Here is a 21,518-nt window from a genome sequence, read left to right as displayed (position 1 = left end):
TGCGGCCGCGCCCAGCGGAGTAAGCGTCATGGCGTTATCCCTCGAAGAACAGACGCGCATCGACCTGGCGGCGACCTTTCGTATCATCGCCCACCTGGGCATGCACGAAGCGGTGGCCAACCATTTCAGCGCGGCCGTGTCGGCCGATGGCAAACAGTTTTTGCTCAACCCTAAGTGGAAGCATTTTTCGCGCATCCGCGCCAGTGACCTGCTGCTGTTGAACGCCGACGATCCGGCCGCTGCCGATCACCCCAACGTGGATGCCACCGCCTGGTCGATCCACGGGCAGATCCACCGCCTGTTGCCGCAGACCCGTGCGGTGCTGCATTTGCACCCGGTGTACACCACGGCGGTGGCGTGCCTGGCCACGCCGCATATCCCACCGATCGACCAGAACAGCGCCCGTTATTTCAACCGTGTGGCGGTGGACGAACTCTACGGCGGCATGGCCGACACCGAGGCTGAGGGCGCGCGCCTGGCCGGCTTGCTGAACGGTAAAAGCCGCCTGCTGATGGGCAACCACGGGGTGATGGTCACCGCCGGGACCATCGGTGAAGCCTTCGACGATATCTGGACCCTGGAGCGCGCGTGCCAGATCCTCGTCACCGCGTGGTCCACCGGGCAGCCGCTGCGGGTTTTGTCCGATGAAGTGGCGGAGAAAACCGCGCGGGGCTGGGAAGGCATTGCCGACTTCTCGCGCCGGCATTTTGAAGAAATGAAGCAAATGATGATCGACGCCGACCCCTCGGTAGTCGATTGAGGAGCGCTCAATGACCTTTTCCGTTGTCGCCCGCTGCGCCGAAACCGGCCAGTTGGGCATCGCCATCAGTTCGTCGAGTATTGCCGTGGGCGCGCGGTGCCCATGGGTGCGTCCCGGTGTGGGCGCGGTGGCCTCGCAGAACATCACGCTGCCGAGCCTGGGGCCCGACATCCTCGGTTTGCTGGAGCAAGGCATGGCGCCGAACGAAGCGCTGACGGTAGTGTTTGCAGGGCAGGCGCACAGTGACTATCGCCAGGTGACCGTGATCGATCACCTGGGCCGCACCGCGCATTTCAGTGGCACGCACACCTTGGGCCTGCATGCGGCAATCAGCGGCGAGCAGTGCGTGGCGGCGGGCAATATGTTGGCCAACGCCGGGGTGATCGAGGCCATGGTGCGCGCGTTCGAGCAGGCCACGGGGCCTTTGGCCGAACGCCTGCTGGCGGCGCTGCACAGTGGCGTGGCCGAAGGCGGCGAGGCGGGGCCGGTGCATTCGGCGGCGCTGTTGGTGGTCGATGAGGTGTCCTGGCCCATCGTCAACCTGCGCGTGGACTGGGCCGATGAAGACCCGATCGGCGCCCTCGACCGGCTGTGGCAGGCCTATCGCCCGCAATTGCAGGACTACATCGAGCGCGCCCTCAACCCGCCCATCGCGCCCGGCTATGCGGTGCCGGGGGACGATCGATGAGCAGCAGCCGTGAACTGCTGGCGCAACTGGTGCGCTTCGACACCACCAGCCGCGAATCGAACCTGGCCTTGATCGACTTTGTGCGCACCTACCTGCAGGACCACGGTGTGGCTTGTGAGTTGGTGTTCAACGCACAGAAGAACAAGGCCAACCTGCTGGCGACCATCGGCCCGGCCGACGTGCCGGGCATTGTGCTGTCCGGGCATACCGACGTAGTACCGGTGGACGGCCAGCGCTGGAGCGTGCCGCCATTCGAGCTCACGGAAAAGGCCGGCAAGCTGTATGGGCGCGGCACCGCCGATATGAAGGGGTACATCGCCTGCGTATTGGCGTTGGTGCCGGCATTGATTGCGGCACCGCTGCGCATGCCGGTGCATATCGCACTGTCCTATGACGAAGAAGTGGGCTGTCTTGGCGTGCATGGGTTGATCGAGCGGTTTCAGGCGCAGCCGGTCAAGCCGCTGCTGTGCGTGATCGGCGAGCCCACCGAACTCAAGCCGGTGCTGGGTCACAAAGGCAAATTGGCCATGCGCTGCGACGTGCACGGCGCGGCCTGCCATTCGGCGCATGCCCCGTCCGGTGTGAATGCCATTGAATACGCCGCGCAGTTGATCAGCGAACTGGTGCGCCTCGGTGAAACGCTCAAGGTCCCCGAGAAGCTTGATCCCCGGTTCGATCCGCCGTTTTCCACGGTACAGACCGGTGTGATCAACGGCGGCAAGGCGCTGAACATCGTCCCGCAGCACTGCAGTTTCGATTTTGAAGTGCGCGCGCTGCCGGCCCAAAATCCGTGGCAGGTCGCCGACGCGCTGCGCCATTACGCCGAACACTGCCTGCTGCCGGCGATGCAGGCGGTGAGTGCCCACGCCGCGATCAGCCTCAGCGAGTTGTCCAGTTATCCGGGGTTGGCGACATCCGCCCAAAGCCAGGCGGCCGAGTGGGTGGCGCAGTTCTGTGGCTCAACGGATTACGGCACCGTGGCGTTCGGCACCGAAGGTGGCTTGTTTGATCGGGCCGGTATCCCCACGGTGGTGTGTGGGCCGGGAAGCATGGCGCAGGGGCATAAGCCGGATGAATTCATCGATGTTGAGCAGTTGCAGGCATGCGACCAAATGCTGCAGCGGGTGCTCGCGTTTGTGAGCCAATAACCCAGCACCGTAAACGCTGAAATCACCGAGAACCCTGTGGGAGGGGGCCAGCCCCTGCCACATTGCCCCATGTTGCCTTGAGGACTCAGCGCACCAGGCAAGGCTGTTTGTTGTTGAAGCGCCACCCCGGTATCAGGAATTGCATCGCCACGCTGTCATCCCGCGCGCCGAGGCCCATGCCTTTGTACAGCTCATGGGCCTTGGCCACGGCCTCCATGTCGATGTCCACCCCCAGGCCCGGTTTGGCCGGGACTTTTACGTAGCCGCCTTCGATGGTCAAGGGCTCGCGGGTCAGGCGCTGGCCGTCCTGCCAGATCCAATGGGTGTCGATGGCGGTGATATCGCCCGGTGCGGCGGCGGCCACCTGGGTGAACATGGCCAGGGAAATATCGAAGTGGTTGTTGGAATGCGAACCCCAGGTCAGGCCCCACTCGTGGCACATCTGCGCCACGCGCACCGAGCCTTGCATGGTCCAGAAATGCGGGTCGGCCAGTGGGATGTCCACCGACTGCAACTGGATCGCGTGGCCCATCTCGCGCCAGTCGGTGGCGATCATGTTGGTGGCGGTCTTTAGGCCCGTGGCGCGGCGGAATTCGGCCATGACTTCGCGGCCCGAGTAGCCGTTTTCGGCCCCGCACGGGTCTTCGGCATAAGCGAGCACGTGGTGCTGGTCGCGGCACAGGCGGATGGCTTCCTTGAGTGACCATGCGCCGTTCGGGTCGAGGGTGATACGCGCGTCGGGGAAGCGTTCGGCCAGGGCGGTGACCGCTTCGATTTCCGCGTCGCCGCTCAGGACGCCACCCTTGAGCTTGAAGTCGTTGAAGCCGTAGCGAGCTTTGGCGGCTTCGGCCAGGCGCACCACGGCCTCCGGGGTGAGGGCTGTTTCATGGCGCAGGCGGAACCAGTCGTCATCGGCGTCCGCTTCGTTGCGGTAGGCCAGGTCGGTGGCGTTGCGGTCGCCCACGTAGAACAGGTAACCGAGCATTTTCACCGCATCACGCTGCTGGCCTTCGCCGAGCAGGGCGGCCACCGGGACGTCGAGAAACTGCCCCAGCAGGTCGAGCAGGGCGGCTTCCATGGCGGTGACGGCATGGATGGTGATGCGCAGGTCAAAGGTTTGCAGACCACGGCCGGCCGAGTCACGCGCGGCAAAGGTGCTGCGCATTTGGTTGAGGATGCGCTGGTACTGGCCGATGGGTTGGCCGATCACCAGGCTGCGCGCGTCTTCCAGGGTTTCGCGGATGCGTTCGCCGCCGGGCACTTCACCGACGCCGGTGTTGCCGCAGCTGTCCTTGAGGATGACGATATTGCGCGTGAAATACGGCCCGTGGGCGCCGCTGAGGTTAAGCAGCATGCTGTCGTGGCCGGCGACGGGGATGACCTGCAAGTGGGTGATGACTGGAGTATTCATGGCAAATTCCTGGGTAGGCTCAAAGTGGTTTGCTGAGGGCGGCGCCGTTGGGCGTCACGTCTGGCGATGCGAGTGCGGCAGAGGGTGCGGTCTTGGCGAAGAACACCAGGATCGCCGCCAGCACCGAGGTGCCGGCCAGGCCGTAGAGGCCGCCCTGGATCGACCCGGTGGTCTGCTCCAAAAATCCAAAGGTGGTCGGCGCGACGAAGCCGCCCAGGTTGCCGATGGAGTTGATCAGCGCGATCACCGCCGCTGCGATGCGTACATCCAGGTAGCCCTGGGGGATCGGCCAGAACAGTGACGACGCCGACTTGAACCCGATGGCCGCAAAGCAGATCGCCACAAAGGCAAAGACTGGTCCGCCGGTGGTGGACATGAACATGCCTGCCGCCGCAATCAACAGCGCCACCGCCACCCAGGCCTGTTGGAACTTGAACTTGCCCGACAGCGATGCGAAGGCGTACATGGCGATGATCGAGATCAACCAGGGTATCGAGTTGAAGAAACCCACCTGCACATCACTCAAGTCACCCATTTTCTTGATGATGCTCGGCAGCCAGAACGTCGCCGCGTAAATGGTCAGTTGGATGCAGAAGTACAGCGCGCAAAACAGCAGGATCTGACGGTCCTTGAGCAGCTTGCCGATCGTTGGTTTGACGCTGGTCAGTGCCTCACGCTGGCGTTGTTCCTCGTCGATAGCGCCGACGAGGGCGTCCTGTTCTTCGCGGGTCATCCATTTGGCATCGTGGGGTTTGGAGTCGAGCCAGAACCATACAAAAAAGCCGATCACCACCGAGGCCAGGCCTTCGATGGCGAACATCCATTGCCAGCCGTGAAAACCAAAGCCTTCGATCTGCAACAGCGCCCCTGACAGCGGGCCCGAGATCAACGAGGCGACTGCCGAACCACTGAGGAAGATCGCGATGGCTTTGCCGCGCTCCACGCCAGGCAACCAGCGCGTGAAGTAGTAGATCACTCCCGGAAAGAAGCCGGCTTCGGCTACGCCCAGCAGAAAACGCAGGATGTAGAAGTGGGTTTCGTTCTGGATGAAGGCCATCAGCGTGGCGACGATGCCCCAGGTGAACATGATGCGGGTCAGCCAGATCCGCGCGCCGACCTTTTGCAGCAGCATGTTGGAGGGCACTTCGAACAGGGCATACCCGATGAAGAACAACCCGGCGCCAAAGCCGTAGGCCGCGGCGCCGATGCCCAGGTCATGTTCCATGTGCGTGCGCACAAAGCCGATATTGACCCGGTCGATGTAGTTGAGGATGAACATGATCACGAACAGTGGGAGCACATGGCTCTTCACTTTGCGCACGGCGCGCGCAAGGACCGGATCACTGCTTGAAGCGGCAGGTGCATGGCGTGAAGGGCTCACCATTGAAAAACTCCCCTTGATTATTTTTATGCGGGTTTGTGCGTCTTGTTGATAGACATCATACAAGTGCTTTTCTTGGGTTCGCAATCCAGGACAGGCGGTTTTTATTTTTATAAGGCTGGGGAGTAGCTGGATGATTCGGTTATTTGCCTTTATTTACTGGGTTTTTTGGATGTTGTTGGGCCATTGAAGTCACAGTAGGTGCCGCAAGCTGAGCCCTGTGAGGCTCGCCAAAAAAGGTCGATAAAGATTGGTTGTCATACAAGTTAAAGGTTTGCGCAATCCACCCTGCGTTGCCCTTGCGCAGGGTGTTAAGCTCCCCGCCAGCCCAGTCCCGTGGACCTGTAGCAATGCCCATTGAAAGCTCGCCTCCTGTGCGTAGACGTTCCAACAACCTGGCCCAAGGCGTGGTCGACGCCTTGACCCAGCGCATCCTGCTGGGTCAACTCAAGCCCGGTGAGAAACTGCCCTCGGAATCCACCATCGTGCTGGAGCACGGCGTAAGCCGGACGGTGGTGCGTGAGGCGCTGTCCAAGTTGCAGGCATCGGGACTGGTGGAGACGCGTCACGGCATCGGCACCTTTGTATTGGCGCAACAGGCCCGGCAAGGCTTGCGCCTGCATGTCGACACGGTCGCCAGCGTGCGCAACATGCTTGAGTTGCGCCTGGGCCTGGAGGTGCAAGCGGTGGCGCTGGCCGCGCTGCGCCGCACCGACGTGCAACTGGCCCACATGCGCCAGGCGCTGGACGACTACCAGGCGTCCCTGGTCAACAACGACAGTTGTGTGGAGGAGGACAAGCGCTTTCATCAGTTGATCGCCGAAGCCACCGGCAATACATTCTTCAGCGAAATCATGCAGCACTTGGGCAATGCGATGATTCCACGTGCCCAGGTCAAGAGTGACGAGCGCGGTGGCGCCGATTTTGCCCAGCTCGGGCAGTTGGCGAGCCGCGAACATGAGGCGATCTTCAACGCGATCAAGCGCCAGGACCCGGACGCGGCTCGGGCCGCCATGGTGTTGCATCTGACCAACAGCCGGGATCGGTTTTCCGGGGAATGATAAGGACCACAGGTTGAACGAACACTCCTTGTCCACGCGCCTTGAGCGCGTGGCAGCGCACGTGCCCCATGGCGCGCGGCTGGCCGATATCGGCTCGGACCATGCCTACCTGCCGGTGGCGCTGCTGCGCCGCGGCGCGATCGAGGCGGCGGTGGCGGGGGAGGTGGCGACCACGCCGTTCCAGGCGGCCGAGCGCACCGTGCGTGACAACGGCCTGGAACAGCAGATCACGGTGCGCCTGGCCAATGGCCTGGCGGCCATCGCACCGGCAGACCGGATTACCGCGATCAGCCTGTGCGGCATGGGCGGCGAGACGATCCGCGACATCCTTGACGCCGGCAAGGCCTGCCTGAACGGGGTTGAACGCCTGATCCTGCAACCCAACGGCGGCGAGCAACCGCTGCGCGTCTGGTTGATGAACAACGGTTACCGCATCGTCAGCGAAGAGCTGCTGCGCGAGAACCGGTTTTTCTATGAAATCATCGTCGCCGAGCGTGCTGAACCGGTGTTGTACAGCGCCGAGCAACTCTACTTCGGCCCGCTCCTGATGCAGGCCCGCAGCCCGGCATTTTTGGCCAAGTGGCAGCGGGCATTGCGCCTGCGACAAAAGACCCTGGCCGGTTTCGCGCAGGCGCAGACGGTGCCCGACGCCAAGCGGCAAGCGATCAGTCGGCAGATTCGCTGGATCACCGCGCTGCTGGCTTGATACCCGTTCATTCAACCATCATCACTCTGGAGCCCCGCCATGGCAGACGCCACCGACCAAGCGTTCTACGACCGCGCCGATGCGCACATCGAACTGTCGAACGAACAACTTAAAACCTTCGACAACCTCGGCCAGGTCAGCGCCTCAATGATGTTCGGCACCACCCGCTTCAACGCCTGGGCCCTGGCGCGCAACTTCAAGTCCGGCGAGCACATGGCCGCAGAGCGCGAAGCGATGCTCAAGTATTACTGCGATCAGTACCGGATGATGCTGGAAGACAACCTGGACGATCACATCAATCATTTTGCTCAGTACATGCAGGTCAAATAGGCGCGGGTGTTTTTGATCAGCCCTTCAAGTTTGTTCGGTTCGCGGCCGATAGATGGCTGTGATTGAGAGCCTTTTGAAATGCGTGTTGGGCAAGCGTCTGCGGCGGTTACAGCTAATCGGCCGCCCTTGAGTGCTTTTGCCCCATTTTCGCGCACACAACTGGCTCCATTACCGTGCCGCCCGCCCTGTTTCGGGGCCCAGGGCCAGCGGCCCGTATCTTGCTAGAGCCAGCCTAATCAATGACATGGCATTTTGCCGTTAGTCATTTCAAGGCTTGGCCCGCTGTTTAATCGAGTGGGTTGTTTGAGGGAGTAGTCGGACATGCACAGCTTGTTAACACCCGGTATCCGCCTGCTCGGACGTTTCGGATTCGCACGTAAATTTCAGATCCTGTTCTTCCTCTTCATGTTGCCGCTGGCCGGCAGCCTGTGGATGATCGGCCAGGACTATCGCGAGAAATTGAACGTGATCGCCAGCGAACAATCCGGCGTGCGCCAGTTGCTGGCGCTCGATACGCTGGACGTTCAACTGAGCGCACAGCGCAACCTGGCGGCGCGCTGGAAAGCGGTCGACCTGCTGCGCGAGCCCACCCCGGCGGCCAAGGCCGCGATGAGTGCGGTGGACGCCAATTACCCGCAGATCGAGCAAAGCCTGCAGGCCCTGAGCGAGACGCTCAAGGCGCAACAGGCCAGCGCGGAGATCCTGTCGCGCTTCCAAAGCCTGCAAGCGGCGGTCAAAGGGATGGACACCCAGTCGCTGCGCACCGTGGGCTGGTGGCCGGACGGGTACGACCGCTTCACCTCGGCGCTCAGTGCCGCGCAGGCGTTGCGCGAGCAGATCGCCCTGGACACCGGGCTGATCCTCGACCCGTGGCTGGAAACCTATCTGATGATGCAGATCTCCACGCAACAGACGTCCGACCTGATCGAGCGCATCGGCCGCATGGCCAGTGTCGGGCAGTCGTCCATTGCCTCGGGGCAGTTCACCCTGCAAAGCCGTTTGCAATTGCGTGACCTGCGTGGCCGCATCGGCGATGCGCGTGACCAGTTGATCAAAGCCGCCGCTTCGCTCAAAGCCAAGCCATACGCAGGCATGGAGCCCTGGACTGCAAAGTACGACAGTGGTCTGCAGGTGCTGGATAACGAACTCAAAGTGCTCGACGACGGTGTGTTCGGCGGCACGATCAAGCTCGACACCGCCGCGTTCGACCGCAGTGTCGACGCCATGCTCGGCGGCCTGAGCGCGCTGCGCAACCAGTCGTTGAACTCGTTGAACGATCGTCTGAGTTATTACCACGATCGCTTGCTCCAACAGTTCATCCCCGTGGCGGCGACCTTCAGCCTGCTGGCGCTGGCTGCGCTGTACCTGTTTATGTGCCTGGAAGCCTCCATCCGCCGCAGCGCCGGTGGCATCACGACGCTGGCCGAGTCCCTGCGCGACGGCAACCTGTGTGTGGAGGTGGAGGTGCAAGGGCGTGACGAACTCGCGGTGATCAGTAAGGCGCTGAACGTGGCGGTGGTGCAATTGCGCACCAGCCTGCTGGGCGTCAACCATGAGACCCAGCAGTTGGGTTCAGCCGTGCTCACCCTCAATTCTCAATCGGGCAGCACCCTCAGCGAAGTGGAAGACCAGCAACACCAGATCAGCCAGATCGCCGCCGCCGCCACCCAGTTGGCCGCGACTTCCATGGGCGTTGCTCGAAGCTGCGAACAGGCGTCCGGCAGTGCCCAGCAAACACGGCGCATCGCTGAAGACAGCAGCCGCGACAGCCAACGCACCACGGCCAGCATCCAGCAACTCAACCAACGCCTCACCGACACCGCCGATGCGTTGCAGCAAGTGAGTCAGCAGGGCCAGCAGATTCAATCGGTGGTCGACACCATTCGCGGCATCGCGGAACAGACCAACTTGCTGGCGCTTAACGCCGCCATCGAAGCGGCGCGCGCCGGTGAGCAGGGGCGTGGCTTTGCGGTGGTGGCCGATGAAGTGCGCAGCCTGTCACAACGCACCCAGGCCTCCACGGCGCAGATCGCCAGCACCGTCGACAGCCTGCGTGCAACGGTCAGCCAGGCAGTCACCCTGATGGGCGTCGCGTGCGAGCAGGCCTTGACCGACGCCGAGTCCGTCACCGGGTTGGGCACGCGTTTGGGCGAGATTGCCGGGGCGGTGCAGAACGTCACCGACACCCTGGCGCAAATCGCCACGGCGGTGGAAGAACAAGCCGCGACGGCCGATGAAGTGAGCGGCAATATCCAGCAGGTCGACCAGGCGGCAGGGCGTTTGCTGGAGGGCGCGCGGGCGGTGAATCGAGCGGCGGACACCCTGAGCAAGGGCAGCCGGGCGTTGAGTGACAACACCGCACGGTTTCGTCTGGGCTGAGGAACGGCTTAACTCACCGTCGGGTTGATAAGGCATTGGGTGACCGCCTCGATCTCTGTGGTGAGCGGCAAGCCCGCTCACAACAACAGTTCAGTTCACCAAAGGGGGCTGACGTTGGAGTCTGGATATATTCGGTCACCACATGACACGGGCGCCTCTCTGGCGGCCAGCTAGCGTCAATGCTCTCCAGACTATTTACGCAGAGCAACGACATGCGCACCCCGCCTCAATCCCATCGACTGCGTCGCGGTCGCTATTCGGAAATCGGCCGCAGTTATCTCATCACCCTGGTGGTTCACCAGCGGCAGCGGCTGTTCACTGACCTGTACCTCGGCCGTCTGCTGGTCGCTGAGTTCCGTCAGGTTCATGAGCTGGGGCTGATTGATTCCCTGGCTTGGGTCATCATGCCCGATCATATTCACTGGTTGTTCGAGCTCAAGCAGCAGAGTTTGGCCGACGTCGTACGACGTACAAAGTCCCGCAGCACGCTCACCATCAATCGGCACCGTCGAAGCACCACGCGTGTCTGGCAACCTGGTTATCACGATAGGGCGGTGCGAGCGGAGGAGGACAGTCGCAATATGGCCCGTTACATCATTGCCAACCCGCTGCGGGCGGGTTTGGTGCAGCGCGTGGGGGATTACGCATTGTGGGATGCTGCGTGGCTCTGAACGGGGCTCGCCCGCTGTTCATCGCGACTGAACGCTCCGTGGGTGAGTGATTTATTGCAGTGAGCCCGCTCACTGCAACATGCTCGCTCAGCATAGGTATCGCAGTGACCTCATGGTGTCAGATCGACCCGGTTGCTTGCCCGCAGCTCGCGGCGATGTTCAGTGAAACCGCTGTGGTGAGCGGGCTTGCCCCGCGCTGGGCTGCGAAGCGGCCCCATCAAGCGTACTGCATTCGTCCAGGCGAACCGCGGTGTTGGTTTTAGGGCTGCTGCGCAGCCCGGCGCGGGGCAAGCCCGCTCACCACAACAGGCCTTTTCACAACAAAGCATGCTGACTGGAACAAACCTGAATCAGGAACCTTCGGCCCCCACAGGGCTCACTTGTTAGGTCGCCCTGTTTCACGCCGAAAGGAATCCGCATGCTTTCAGCCTCGCCAGCCATTCCCCAGTACGCCCCCGTAGAACGCGAACTGAGCCTGCGTGCCGTCATCACCGGCACGCTGCTCGGGATTCTGCTCACGCCTTCCAACGTGTACGCCGGACTGAAGATCGGTTGGTCGTTCAACATGTCGATCATTGCCTTGCTGGTGGGGTACGCCATCTGGCAAGGCCTGGCCAGGCGTTCGTCCGCGCAACTGCCGTGGACGTTGCATGAAAGCAATATCAACCAGACCGTCGCTTCGGCCGCCGCGTCGATTATCTCCGGCGGGTTGGTGGCGCCGATTCCGGCCTACACGCTGTTGACCGGTAATCAGCTGGATGCGCTGCCGATGATCGCCTGGGTGTTCTCGGTGAGCTTTCTGGGGATCTGGATCGCCTGGTACCTGCGCCCCTCACTGCTCAATGACAAGGCGCTGAAATTTCCCGAAGGCATGGCCACGCTGGAAACCCTGCTGCACATCTACAACCACGGCCGCGAAGCCGCGACACGCTTGAAGGTGCTGCTCAGCGCCGCGTTGCTGTCCGGGGGGGTGAAGTGGGTGGACACGTTCATGTGGGCCTTCCCGCGCTGGTCGCCGTCGGCCGCGTTGGAGCGCCTGACCTTTACCGCCGATCCGTCGCTGTTGCTGCTGGGGTTCGGCGGCATTATCGGTATTCGGGTGGGCCTCACGCTGCTGCTCGGCGCGTTGCTCGCCTGGGGTGGACTGGGGCCGTGGCTGCTGGCACAGCACCTGGTGACGTTGCCGGCGGGCAGCAGCGGCCCGCAATTTGCCGCGTTGGTGGAGTGGCTGCTGTGGCCGGGTGTGAGCCTGATGGTGTGTTCCACGCTGGCCTCGTTGGCGATTCGATTGTGGGCCTTGCGCACCGCCACCAAGGCCACGGGCGGTGCGCTCTGGGGGTGGCCCAAGCCTGGGCCTGCCGCCGGTTTTATGCTGGCGATCGGTTTGGTGGTGAGCCTGCAAGGATTGTTGTTCGGCATCAACCTGTGGATGGCGTTGCTGACGATTCCCCTGGCGATCTGCCTGGCCGCCGTTGCCGCGCGCGTGGTGGGCGCCACCGGGATTCCGCCGATCGGCGCCATCGGGCAATTGTCCCAACTGAGCTTCGGCATCGTCGCGCCCGGCCAGGTGCCGATCAACCTGATGAGCGCCAACACCGCCGGCGGCGCGGCCGGTCAGTGCACGGACCTGATGAACGATTTCAAGGTGGGCAAGGCGATTGGCGCCACGCCGCACAAGCAGGTGATCGCGCAGATCCTGGGGATTTTCATCGGCAGCATCGTCGGCGTGTTCGCCTACCTGGCGCTGATCCCCGATCCGCAGTCGATGTTGCTCACCGAAGAGTGGCCGGCGCCGGCGGTGGCCACCTGGAAAGCCGTGGCGCAAACCCTCACCCACGGGCTGGACTCTTTATCGACGAGCATTCGTTGGGCGATTGCAATTGCGGGCGCGGCAGGCGTATTGCTCGGCGTGCTCGACAGCCTGCTGCCGGCGCATCGTGGGCGCTACCTGCCGAGTGCCGCCGCGCTGGGGCTGGCCTTTGTGTTACCGGCGTCTGTGTCGTTGATGATGGCGTCTGGCGCGGTGTTGACGTGGCTGGTGAGCTGCCGTTGGCCGAGCCTGACCGAGCGCTTTGCGATCACCGCAGCGGCAGGCTTGATTGCCGGGGAGAGTATTACGGGGGTAGGGGCGTCGTTGTGGCAGATGGTTTGGCCATAGCCGGTGAGGGGCTGGCATCCCAGCCCCTCACCGGTGTGTCAGTTACCGGGCAAACGCATACTCGCCGCCCTGTTCCAGCGCCTTGTGGTATGCCGGCCGCGCCTGGAACCGTTGCACCCACGCCGCCAGGTGGGGGTAGGCCTGCAACTTGCCCTGGGCCTTGGCGATTTCGCCGATAAAGCTCATCTGGATGTCCGCGCCGCTCAACGCTTCGCCCAGCAGGTAGGGCGTGTGCGCCAGCGCATCGTTCAGGTAGCCCAGGTAGTTGGCCACTTCCGATTCGATACGCGGATGCAGCGGCGCCCCGGCCTCACCCAAACGGCCGACGTAGAGGTTGAGCATCAGCGGCAACATGGCCGAGCCTTCGGCGAAGTGCAGCCATTGCACGTACTGGTCGTACTCGGCGCTGGCGGGGTTCGGTTGCAGCCTGTCGCCGCCATGACGGCGAATCAGGTAGTCGACGATGGCGCCGGACTCGATCACCACGCGGCCCTCGTCTTCGATCACCGGCGATTTGCCCAGGGCATTGATGGCCTTGAGTTCAGGCGGGGCGAGGTTGGTTTTTGGGTCGCGCTGGTAGCGCTTGATCTCATACGGCAGGCCGAGTTCTTCGAGCAGCCACAGAATGCGTTGCGAGCGTGAGTTGTTGAGGTGGTGAACAATGATCATGGGAGCTCCGCGGTTGACGAGATGTGTAGGAACAGACTGCCAGTGGGGTGCAGAGTGCCGTTAATCGGCAAAGGCCTCCTGCATAAAGGCGTTCAGGCCATGCTCCTCCAGAATCTCGATGGAGAAATGCCCGAAGCGCTTGGGCAGCCAGATAATGCGCGCGCCGGACGGCGTTTGCAGGTTCTCGCGGGCCAACGGTTGACCGTTTTCGTCCTCGGGCTGCACGCCTGATGCGATCAATTGGTCATACGCCAACTCGATGTCCGGCGTGGAATAGCAGTGACGGTAAATCATGCCTTCGCCGTGGGTGTCCAACAGCGTGCGCAGGTTGCCCGCGATGGGATGGACCAGCATGAACCGCTCCTGGCCCATCAGCGCCACCGCATAGCGCACGTGCAGGCCGCCGCGGTCCCACATGAACGTCTTGGAAATGCGCGCCTTGAGGGCCATTGCGTAGTAGGCGCAGGCCTCTTCAAGGTCGTTGACCAGTACATCGACGTGGCTGAATTTCAGGTCCATCGCATGTCTCCCTGCGCGCCGTTCAACGCACCACGTCCAGTGCCGTGTATTCATTCACGTAGTGGAACTCGCCCGAGGTCGATTCCAGCGTCAGGGCAATCCCCAAGTCCTCGATAAACGCGCGTGAGGTCTTGTAGTCGCCCTGGTCGCATTCCAGCTTGATGGCATCTCCGCTCAGCGAGGCAAATACCTGCCGCGCCGGGAAGCGTTCGCCGACCTTGCAGGTCAATACGGTGGCGCTCGGTTGGTCGGTAGGCTGGGCGGGGACGTTGATCATCTGCAGGGTGGCGCTCAGGGTTTGGCCCTGCGTCCAGCTGCTCGGCACGTTCAACTCCACCGCGCGGGTTTGCAGGACTCGCCCGTCGCCGATGCCATTCATCTTGGACTTCAACTGAATCAGGTCGGCCTGCACCACGCGGTCGACGTTGAAGGTGTTGGCGTAGACCTCGTTTTTCTTCAACAGGCCACCGTCTGCGGTGAAGGTGACGGAGGTCAGGCTGTCTTTGCTGTTGTCGGCTTTTTTGGAGCGGTAGGTGTAGCTCAATGTCTTGAACTTCGGTTGCAACAGCGGCGAGGTCAGTTGCTGCAGCACACCTGCTGGTATCTCGACATCGTTGATGCTGGTTTCTACCACGGTGCGCGGGTAGTCCACCGGCGCGATGTCCGGGCGCAGCCAGGCCAGCAGCGCGGCATCGACGCCACCCTGTACCGAACAGCTGACGCGGGTCTGCTCGCCGTCCGGCTCTACGATCAGCACACGCTCAACATTGCGCGTACCCGGTGCCTTGCCGGGTTGGGGTTTGATCGCCTGCCAGCGGTCGTCGACCTTGAGTTCACTGCGGATATAGCTGCCATCGATTTTTTGCAGCCGCGCGGGTTGGTCCAACAGCAGGGCAAGACGCCGGGCAACCTCGTCGACACCGCCTTGCACCACAAAGCCCCAGTAGTAATAGCGGCCCAACTGATCCAGGTCGGTAGCCTCATCGGCATACGCCAACAGCTTCAATCCGGCGATGGGCGGTGCACTGACCGGCACTTGGTTGGCCTTGTGATCGCCCCGGTTTACTACAGCAATCCAGCTGAAGTCCTTGTCCTGCTTGAGCGGTGCATAGGCCTGCCACGCCGCGCGGTGGGTGTTCAGGCTGCTGAAGAAGCTGGCGTCGCAGCGCGTGAAGGCCTTGAGCGTGTCGGTCAGCGCGGCATCGTCGGCATGGGCGATAGCCGGCAGGCAGAGGGCGCAAGAGAGGAGCAGGGCGGACGCGGGCAGCTTCATTGAGCGGGATTTCCGTATCGGAGGCGAAGGTGGGCATTATCCAGAGATTGGGCGGCTGCCACTAGCGTTGCAGGCGCACACGCCAATCGCCGCCGTGTTGGCGCTGGCAGTCTTCTTCAGTGTCCAGGCGCACGCAGCGGTCCACCTGCACGTGCGCCACGTCGGCCTGGTCCAAGGCGGCGGCGGTCAGCTCGCGCATGCGCTGGTCGGCACCGCTTGCGACGGCCTGGTCTTTATTGGCGCGGGTGTCGAACACCCAAATCACCCGCAGGCTACCGGGGAACGCCGCGTAGTCGACGGTGTGGGTCAACCACACGAAGCCGGGGATTTCGGCTTTGGCGGTTTCACAGGCGTCGGTCAGGGTGGCGACCAGGCGCCGTTCGAGGCGGGTGCTTTCACGTGGGGTCAAGGGCATGCGAGGCTCCGGAGGGTAGCGGTTTTTAGACGGGCGTCGGGTATCACCAGGCCGTGTTTATCCTGAAAACACAAATTTCGAGTCGCGGTCGCGGGCGTGTTTCAGTGCCTACGCCTTCAACGCCGTTTGCGCGATTCAAGCGCCTGAAACAGCAGCATTCCCACCACCATCGCCAGCGTGAACAGCGCCGCCTGCCAGCGACCCGTGAGCAACAACGCCAGGGCCGGCCCAGGGCAGAGTCCGGCAATCGCCCAGCCCATGCCGAACACCAGGCTGCCCAGCACCAGTCGACGGTCGATGTGACGCTGAGTGGGCATCTGCATCGGCGCGCCGAGTAATGAGCTGTCGCGCCGTCTGGCGAAGAAGAAAAACACGCTGCTCACCAGCAGTCCACCCAGCATGACCAGGGCCAGCGAAGGGTCCCAGTCGCCGGCCAGGTCGAGAAACCCGAGCACTTTTGTCGGGTCTGTCATGCCGCTGAGGTAAAGCCCGAGGCCGAAGATCAACCCGGCCAGCAACGCGGTGAACTTGCGCATGTTCAGGCTCCCAGCAGATGGCGAATGGCATACACACCGGCGAACCCGCTGCCCATGAAGCAACACACCGCCACCAGCGAACGCACCGACAGCCGCGACAGCCCACAGATCCCATGCCCGCTGGTACAGCCGGCGCCGTAGCGCGTCCCCAGCCCCACCAACAACCCCGCCAGCACCAGCGCAACGCCACCGGCCTGAAACCTTGACTCAGGCAACGTCGCCACCAGCGACCAGATCCAGGGCGATACCAGCAGCCCCACGATAAATAACAGCTTCTCGCCGCGCCCATCGCCTTGCCTGGCCAGCAAACTGCCCAACAGCCCGCTGATCCCGGCGATCCGGCCGTTGAGCAAGATGAACAGGCCGGCGGACAAGCCGATCAGGGCACCGCCGAGCAGGGCGGTCCAGGGGGTGAAGTGGGGGGAGAGGGTCATGGTGGGGGGCCTGGGCGTTTGAGGGGCTAAGCGTATCGATAATGCGGAAGGTAAAACAGTACGGTGCAACAGCCGTTTGCTCGCGGGTCGGCGCAACACTATCGATGTCGACCCGCCTCCTGCTCTATTGGCGCGCTTTCTGACGCTCCCATGCCTGCGTGATGGCGTCCATACTCGGCTGAAATCTGGACAGGTGTCGAATACCGACCACTGGAACCTTACGATCGCCAATGGTCGCGGTAAAGCCGTAGGTCGCTCGATAGGAGGACCTGTCCACGTGGTCGAGTGGGTCCCCGTGTCCGAAGTTCTCCCAAAGAATCTTTGCCGCTGATGGCGCGCCTAAGCCGTTGCTGTAGGCAATGATGAGTTCGGGTTCAGAGAGGCGCATAGTCACCTGCTCGAAAAAATCCATCGATTTATGCGTAAGTGCTTCCAAGTGGTTCACTGAGGATTGTCGCGCAACGTTGCCTATCGACGCCGCATCGCTGGAGCACAGGAGTAACGCGTTGGTATAGATGGTCGAGCGCCAGTCAAAGCCCAGCTCAGTGGGCAGTCGAGTCAAGCGTCGCGCTAATGTCCTCGAACCCCATCCGCCCTCCACACCGTGAGCCACGTTCGAAAATGCGGGCTGTTCGTAACCTGTGCGTACCGCTTCGGCGTTGGTGTGCAGAGCGTCGGCCAGGGAGCCGTTGAAGCCGATCATTATCAAGCGTTTGGTGCTGGGCGGTGCAGCCAGGAGTTCAAACGCGCAGTCGAAGGGACGGGCCGCCAGATCACTGATTTCCAGTGCTTTTAGGGCGCTTAGTATCAAGTCACGCGTGTTGAGTGGCATGGCTACGACCGGGTAACTGCGATTGATATGAAGAGGGGGCCGCCGGTATCGACGGGTCCGCTGCTTGAATTTTTTTAAGCGATAAGCCACGTCGACGTCGGTGTTATCAAATGGTTGATACCCACGGCGTTGCAGCGCTCTAGAATAGGCAGAATGTAAGTAATCGTGCGGTCACCCATCTTACCGTTGGGCTGTCGACGTGCCGCCTGGCAAAGCGGGCCTGCATCAGTTGGTGTCTTATTGGACTGAATGGTGATCGCACGGCTTTCACCGACGTGGCGGTGCTGGTGTAAGTAGTCCAGCGTCTGTTGGAACGCCGCTCGTCGCAGGGTGATGGGGTGTGCGCCACCGCGAGGCGTGATGATCGCGGCGTTTTCATTGATGGAGTCAATGCGAAACCATTTATTTTTTGCCGTGTGCGGTGTCTGCAAATCAACGTCTTTGAGCCGACTGATAAGTGCCCAAAGTGTGCTGTCGACTTGAGTGATGGATCGCATGGGGTAGCTCCTTGCTATTCGGTATTAACAGTCTTTCGTACGGACCACGCGACCCATTTGATCACCCTGGTCCGCCTCGATATCGGCCAGCTGTCATTCTTCCAGCAAGCGGATTCTCCACATGCCACTGTTGCCTTGCTCGCGATAACTGCCTTCGAGAATCAAGCCACCTTCGAACCGGTGCAGCGTCGCGCGGCCGTCTGCGAACGAGCGTGAAGACAGTTCGTAATGGCCCTCGCCTTTATCTAAGCCGCGGTACTGCTGGTGGCCTTCATCTTCATACTCAACTGTAATTTCAGCGCCTTCACAGAAGACGACGCACGGTTGGTCCAGCCACGACCCGTGAGCGTTGTAGGTGTCCATCTTCGATTTTGCATACCGCATAGCTATTCTTCCGTTGAATGGGGTGCCGGCATCGTTACAGGGAATCAGGGTGGTGGCAACTGGCTATCTTGGCGCGACGCAGAATTGTTTGGCATGGATGACGGTTTTGTCATCAGCCCCGACTTCAAAGCGGCCTGTCCACCCGCCGCGCATTCCATATCGCCCGATAACGTTCCCCCCAACCGCCCTCCTGGCGGGTGATGCAATGGAGCGCACCTTACCGGTTTGGCTCTGATCTGTCCTCGGTGCAGTGCTGGCTATTTAGCAGTAATGCCAAAAAGTTGTTGGCATAAATGGGCATCTTCTCTCGGGATGAATTCTTCGGGGCTTTCATTACAGGAAAAAGCTTCGAAAACATGGTTGATGATTTTCTTGGCCTGGCTTGCAGTAACGGCTCGCGTGTCTATCACCTCAAGAAGCGCTTCGGCAATCTCGTTTAAGCTGATGCAGTATTCTTCGGCAGCCAGCCTGAGCAATGCTCGCATTTCGCTCTGTTTACTCTCTGGACTGACGTTGTTCGTTAGAAACTCAAGTGGGGCTTCCAGGATTTCAAAGGGGTAAATCTTCTGATACCTGTCGCAGTACGCTATGAGGGCCTGCCTAGCTTTCATGCCGTCAAACGATTGAACGCCAGGCTCCAACAGGGCATTGATTTTCGTAGGGGCTATCCAGTTTTTCATGGTGGACTCCGCGTTTGATTATCTGAGTTTGATCCAGGGCGTGATTCATCACCATCAGCGCGGTTGAACCGCCGACGCAAGGAACAACTCGCTGTGCCTGTGCGTCTACCGTTATCTGCTCACCCGTAAGGTACAGCGCAATGGATAAAACGATCACCGTGGATCAACTGCCGACCACTGACCTTGGATCAATCAACGAGATATGGCTCGGCGCAACGCACACCCAGCTATGCCTGTGGCGTGGTGAACAGGTGTTCACCCACGAGATGCTCAGCGAGGGTACCCATGATCAAAATGTTCGACGTCTTTGCTTGCCGTGGGTGGACCCAGGCGATCAGGCTGCAGTGGCCAACGTTGAGCTGATCGTGCGTGAGCGGTTGAAAGTAATCGGCAAGGAGGGCGAGTTTTATCCGGCGCAGGAGGCTGACACTCATCGATAGTCGCTTTGCAGCCACGATAGATAAAGGTGTGGCTGCCAGCGTGGCGTGCCGCGACTCCTCGGTAAGAAGGGTCGCGTTATCCAGTTGAGTGATGCCGAGTGCACGGGCGACATTAGCGTGGGCGTAGTGTTCGCGCTGCGACTCGGTGTCACTCCTTGGTCAGATCAACCAACGGCGTCTGCCGCACCTCAGTCTCGCGCCCATCCTGAATCTCGCTCACCTGCTTCAAGGCCTTATCCACCGCCGCCTTATCCGCCAACAAGCTGTAGCTGATGTGGAACTGTTTGTGTTCCTTGGGCCCAATGGTCGGTACCAGGTTCAGTGGCCGCTGATAACGGCGGTTGTAGGAAAAACTTGTGCCCGGCTCCAGACCTGTGACATAGCCCTGGCCTTGGGTATCGGTGTTTTTCCACAGGGAAAACACAGGCAGTGTCTGGGTATTGAAGCCGACCGCAACGCCCAGGCTGCCGGCCTTGTTATGCAACACGGTCAACGTATCGCCCTTGGCATCGGCATACGGCACCACGTTGTAGACCGTTTCGTCGTAGTCCTTGGTCGGCGCGCGGTAGGTTTGCCAGTCGGGCAGATCGCCCTTGGCCTTGTCGTTGAACGGCGACACCTGTTTCACCGGCGCGGCGAAACGAGCGCCTTGCTCCAGGAACGGGGTGCTGAAATTGCTGTGATACAGCGCCTGGTATTCCTTCGGATAGTCGCCGTTGTTGGTCAGGGTGTCGTTGAGGGCGAACACGACGCTGCCGGGTTCGGTGACCAGTTCGGTCGCGACCGAGAAGTCGACCTTCTTGAACGCCTGCTCTTTCAGTTCGCCGCGCAGGGTGATGGCGTACGGTGGTTTTTCATCGATATGCAGGGTGACTTTGTTCGCAGGAATATTGGCGGCCCGACCGTGCAGGGTCAGCAGTTCGCCGTTGTCGACGCCGGGGTGGCCGACCCATTCGTATCCGCAGCGGGTGACCAGTTCATTGAACCCTTCCAACCAGCCCAGACCACCGCGGCCGTTGAGTTCGATGAAGGCCGGATTGACCACTTCCTTGACCGGGGAATCCCAGCCCATGCGCACGTTGCCGACCGAGGCCTGCAAGACGTTCATCCCGCGAGTCGGTACGACCGAGAGTTTCATCGTGCCGTTATCGATGTCGACGATGCTGACGCCTTCCTGTCGACCGCCGTGCAAGGTACGCAGGGTTACGCTGAAGGGTTTGGCGGTTTTCAGTCCGAGTTGCTGGCTGGTGATCTGCCAGTTTCGGGCGGCTTTGTCGGTGTCGAGCAGAACGTAATCCCAGGCCATGGCGTGGGAGGCAGCGGACAGTGCGCTGAGGGCAACAAAGAGTTTGAGCGGGGTCATGGCAGCAGCCTTTCTTGGAGTTGTGCCATTTTTATAAACCTGATGAAACGTTTCAGCAAGCTTAAAATCGGATTCCCTGGCATCTGCCAAATCGACGATAAGGATTGGCTCTGAGCTCGCTTGCGTCTTTGTCTGTTGTTGAAGCACGATGCCGGCTCGACAGTCAGGACAGGCCGATGACCACGCTCCTCGAACAAGGCAGCTCAACGTGAATTCAGCGCATCTCACGGCTAAGAATGACGACCTGGGCAATCGCATGATGAAGGTCGACCATGCAGGCGAGCATGGAGCTATCTGCATCTATAGCGGACAGCTGTTTATGGCCCGGCTTTTCATCCCGGGCATGGTCAATGAGCTCCAAGAGTTCCTCGCCCACGAGCGTCGCCATCGGGCGGTTTTCCAGGATGAACTGCAACGCCGTAGTTATCCCCGCTGCCGTAGTTATTGGTTGTGTGGCATCGGCGGTCTGGCGTTGGGTCTGATGACTGGCATGTGTGGCCGCAAAGCCATTGTCGCTACCACCGTCGCGGTTGAGAGCGTGGTGCTTAAGCACCTGGCTCATCAACTTGATGTGCTGGCCAACATCGATCCTCATGCGGTAGCGGCCATTACTTCGATTGTGGCGGAGGAGCAACACCACCATGACCATTCAGCCTCGCAGATCGATGCGCGCGATCCCTGGTTCAGAGTGTTGGCGCCGATGGTGACTGCATGGACGGAGGCCGTAATCTGGATGGGGATGCGTTCTTAGGCAGCAGGCCTTAACTGGGTTGTTTCAATCCC

The 21,518-nt window shown here is 61.3% G+C and carries 24 protein-coding genes; 11 read left to right on the top strand and 13 right to left on the bottom strand.

The features are described 5' to 3' along the window. Positions 1 to 28 precede the first annotated feature (28 nt). The 3 genes from KZX66_RS19735 to argE are packed head-to-tail and all read left to right on the top strand — an operon-like array spanning position 29 to position 2,596. On the top strand, positions 29 to 760 hold the full coding sequence (locus tag KZX66_RS19735; protein WP_248082419.1) for a class II aldolase and adducin N-terminal domain-containing protein: 732 nt from the start codon (positions 29 to 31) through the stop codon (positions 758 to 760). 10 nt (positions 761 to 770) lie between these two features. Then, positions 771 to 1,448, top strand: coding sequence for a DUF1028 domain-containing protein (locus KZX66_RS19730; protein ID WP_248082418.1), 678 nt, complete (start codon positions 771 to 773; stop codon positions 1,446 to 1,448). After that, on the top strand, positions 1,445 to 2,596 hold the full coding sequence (argE, locus tag KZX66_RS19725; protein WP_248082416.1) for an acetylornithine deacetylase: 1,152 nt from the start codon (positions 1,445 to 1,447) through the stop codon (positions 2,594 to 2,596). The genes KZX66_RS19730 and argE overlap by 4 nt, the downstream gene beginning before the upstream one ends. An 85-nt stretch (positions 2,597 to 2,681) precedes the next feature. On the opposite strand, the gene gudD is transcribed toward argE, so the two are convergent. Further along, complete coding sequence (gene gudD / locus KZX66_RS19720; RefSeq protein ID WP_248082415.1) at positions 2,682 to 4,007, bottom strand: glucarate dehydratase; 1,326 nt, start codon at positions 4,005 to 4,007, stop codon at positions 2,682 to 2,684. Between the two features lie 19 nt (positions 4,008 to 4,026). Further along, positions 4,027 to 5,391 carry an MFS transporter gene (locus KZX66_RS19715; protein WP_248082413.1) on the bottom strand — a complete coding sequence of 455 codons (1,365 nt, stop codon included), beginning with the start codon at positions 5,389 to 5,391 and terminating at the stop codon, positions 4,027 to 4,029. Between the two features lie 347 nt (positions 5,392 to 5,738). Here KZX66_RS19715 and KZX66_RS19710 point away from each other — a divergent pair, with 347 nt between their 5' ends. From KZX66_RS19710 to KZX66_RS19685, 6 genes are all read left to right on the top strand, one after another. Then, positions 5,739 to 6,449, top strand: coding sequence for a FadR/GntR family transcriptional regulator (locus tag KZX66_RS19710; protein ID WP_248082411.1), 711 nt, complete (start codon positions 5,739 to 5,741; stop codon positions 6,447 to 6,449). 13 nt (positions 6,450 to 6,462) lie between these two features. After that, positions 6,463 to 7,155, top strand: a complete 693-nt coding sequence (locus KZX66_RS19705) for a tRNA (adenine(22)-N(1))-methyltransferase TrmK (protein ID WP_248082409.1) — start codon at positions 6,463 to 6,465, stop codon at positions 7,153 to 7,155. 39 nt (positions 7,156 to 7,194) lie between these two features. Then, positions 7,195 to 7,485 carry a DUF3144 domain-containing protein gene (locus tag KZX66_RS19700; RefSeq protein WP_248082407.1) on the top strand — a complete coding sequence of 97 codons (291 nt, stop codon included), beginning with the start codon at positions 7,195 to 7,197 and terminating at the stop codon, positions 7,483 to 7,485. Between the two features lie 321 nt (positions 7,486 to 7,806). Next, entirely contained in the window at positions 7,807 to 9,864 is a 2,058-nt protein-coding gene (locus KZX66_RS19695; protein ID WP_248082405.1) for a methyl-accepting chemotaxis protein, read from the top strand. Positions 9,865 to 10,076: 212 nt separating this feature from the next. Next, entirely contained in the window at positions 10,077 to 10,535 is a 459-nt protein-coding gene (locus KZX66_RS19690) for a transposase (protein ID WP_248082403.1), read from the top strand. Positions 10,536 to 10,953: 418 nt separating this feature from the next. Continuing rightward, positions 10,954 to 12,693, top strand: coding sequence for an OPT family oligopeptide transporter (locus KZX66_RS19685; RefSeq protein ID WP_248082401.1), 1,740 nt, complete (start codon positions 10,954 to 10,956; stop codon positions 12,691 to 12,693). 42 nt (positions 12,694 to 12,735) lie between these two features. Here KZX66_RS19685 and KZX66_RS19680 read toward each other — a convergent pair whose 3' ends face one another. From KZX66_RS19680 to KZX66_RS19635, 10 genes are all read right to left on the bottom strand, one after another. Then, positions 12,736 to 13,362: a glutathione S-transferase gene (locus tag KZX66_RS19680; protein WP_248082399.1), complete on the bottom strand. Its 627-nt coding sequence runs from the start codon at positions 13,360 to 13,362 to the stop codon at positions 12,736 to 12,738. Between the two features lie 60 nt (positions 13,363 to 13,422). After that, a complete protein-coding gene (locus KZX66_RS19675) occupies positions 13,423 to 13,881 on the bottom strand; it encodes a VOC family protein (protein ID WP_248082397.1) in 459 nt (152 codons plus the stop codon). 22 nt (positions 13,882 to 13,903) lie between these two features. Then, a complete protein-coding gene (locus tag KZX66_RS19670) occupies positions 13,904 to 15,154 on the bottom strand; it encodes a hypothetical protein (RefSeq protein WP_248082395.1) in 1,251 nt (416 codons plus the stop codon). 61 nt (positions 15,155 to 15,215) lie between these two features. After that, positions 15,216 to 15,569 carry a hypothetical protein gene (locus tag KZX66_RS19665; RefSeq protein WP_248082393.1) on the bottom strand — a complete coding sequence of 118 codons (354 nt, stop codon included), beginning with the start codon at positions 15,567 to 15,569 and terminating at the stop codon, positions 15,216 to 15,218. Between the two features lie 116 nt (positions 15,570 to 15,685). Continuing rightward, complete coding sequence (locus tag KZX66_RS19660) at positions 15,686 to 16,105, bottom strand: YeeE/YedE family protein (protein WP_248082386.1); 420 nt, start codon at positions 16,103 to 16,105, stop codon at positions 15,686 to 15,688. A 2-nt stretch (positions 16,106 to 16,107) separates the two neighbouring features. Next, positions 16,108 to 16,539: a YeeE/YedE family protein gene (locus tag KZX66_RS19655; RefSeq protein WP_248082384.1), complete on the bottom strand. Its 432-nt coding sequence runs from the start codon at positions 16,537 to 16,539 to the stop codon at positions 16,108 to 16,110. 124 nt (positions 16,540 to 16,663) lie between these two features. Beyond that, positions 16,664 to 17,371, bottom strand: a complete 708-nt coding sequence (locus KZX66_RS19650; RefSeq protein ID WP_248082382.1) for a hypothetical protein — start codon at positions 17,369 to 17,371, stop codon at positions 16,664 to 16,666. A gap of 74 nt (positions 17,372 to 17,445) precedes the next feature. Further along, the gene (locus KZX66_RS19645; protein ID WP_248082380.1) at positions 17,446 to 17,868 is read right to left on the bottom strand and encodes a hypothetical protein; all 423 of its coding nucleotides are present in this window, start codon (positions 17,866 to 17,868) and stop codon (positions 17,446 to 17,448) included. A 93-nt stretch (positions 17,869 to 17,961) separates the two neighbouring features. Continuing rightward, on the bottom strand, positions 17,962 to 18,252 hold the full coding sequence (locus tag KZX66_RS19640) for a hypothetical protein (RefSeq protein ID WP_248082378.1): 291 nt from the start codon (positions 18,250 to 18,252) through the stop codon (positions 17,962 to 17,964). Between the two features lie 257 nt (positions 18,253 to 18,509). Then, positions 18,510 to 18,932 (bottom strand): hypothetical protein, encoded by a 423-nt coding sequence (locus KZX66_RS19635; protein ID WP_248082376.1) that lies wholly within the window; start codon positions 18,930 to 18,932, stop codon positions 18,510 to 18,512. 140 nt (positions 18,933 to 19,072) lie between these two features. Between KZX66_RS19635 and KZX66_RS19630 the strand changes: the two genes are divergently transcribed. After that, complete coding sequence (locus tag KZX66_RS19630; RefSeq protein ID WP_248082374.1) at positions 19,073 to 19,372, top strand: hypothetical protein; 300 nt, start codon at positions 19,073 to 19,075, stop codon at positions 19,370 to 19,372. 148 nt (positions 19,373 to 19,520) lie between these two features. On the opposite strand, the gene KZX66_RS19625 is transcribed toward KZX66_RS19630, so the two are convergent. After that, positions 19,521 to 20,735, bottom strand: coding sequence for an aldose 1-epimerase family protein (locus tag KZX66_RS19625; RefSeq protein WP_248082373.1), 1,215 nt, complete (start codon positions 20,733 to 20,735; stop codon positions 19,521 to 19,523). Between the two features lie 256 nt (positions 20,736 to 20,991). Here KZX66_RS19625 and KZX66_RS19620 point away from each other — a divergent pair, with 256 nt between their 5' ends. Then, positions 20,992 to 21,486 carry a demethoxyubiquinone hydroxylase family protein gene (locus KZX66_RS19620; RefSeq protein WP_248082371.1) on the top strand — a complete coding sequence of 165 codons (495 nt, stop codon included), beginning with the start codon at positions 20,992 to 20,994 and terminating at the stop codon, positions 21,484 to 21,486. The last annotated feature ends 32 nt before the right edge of the window (positions 21,487 to 21,518 follow it).

It is taken from the genome of Pseudomonas sp. EYE_354, from assembly GCF_023148575.1.
Classification (GTDB): Bacteria; Pseudomonadota; Gammaproteobacteria; order Pseudomonadales; family Pseudomonadaceae; genus Aquipseudomonas.
The sequence above is the reverse complement of the archived record's forward strand: the minus strand, read 5'-3'. Positions and strand labels throughout refer to the sequence as shown.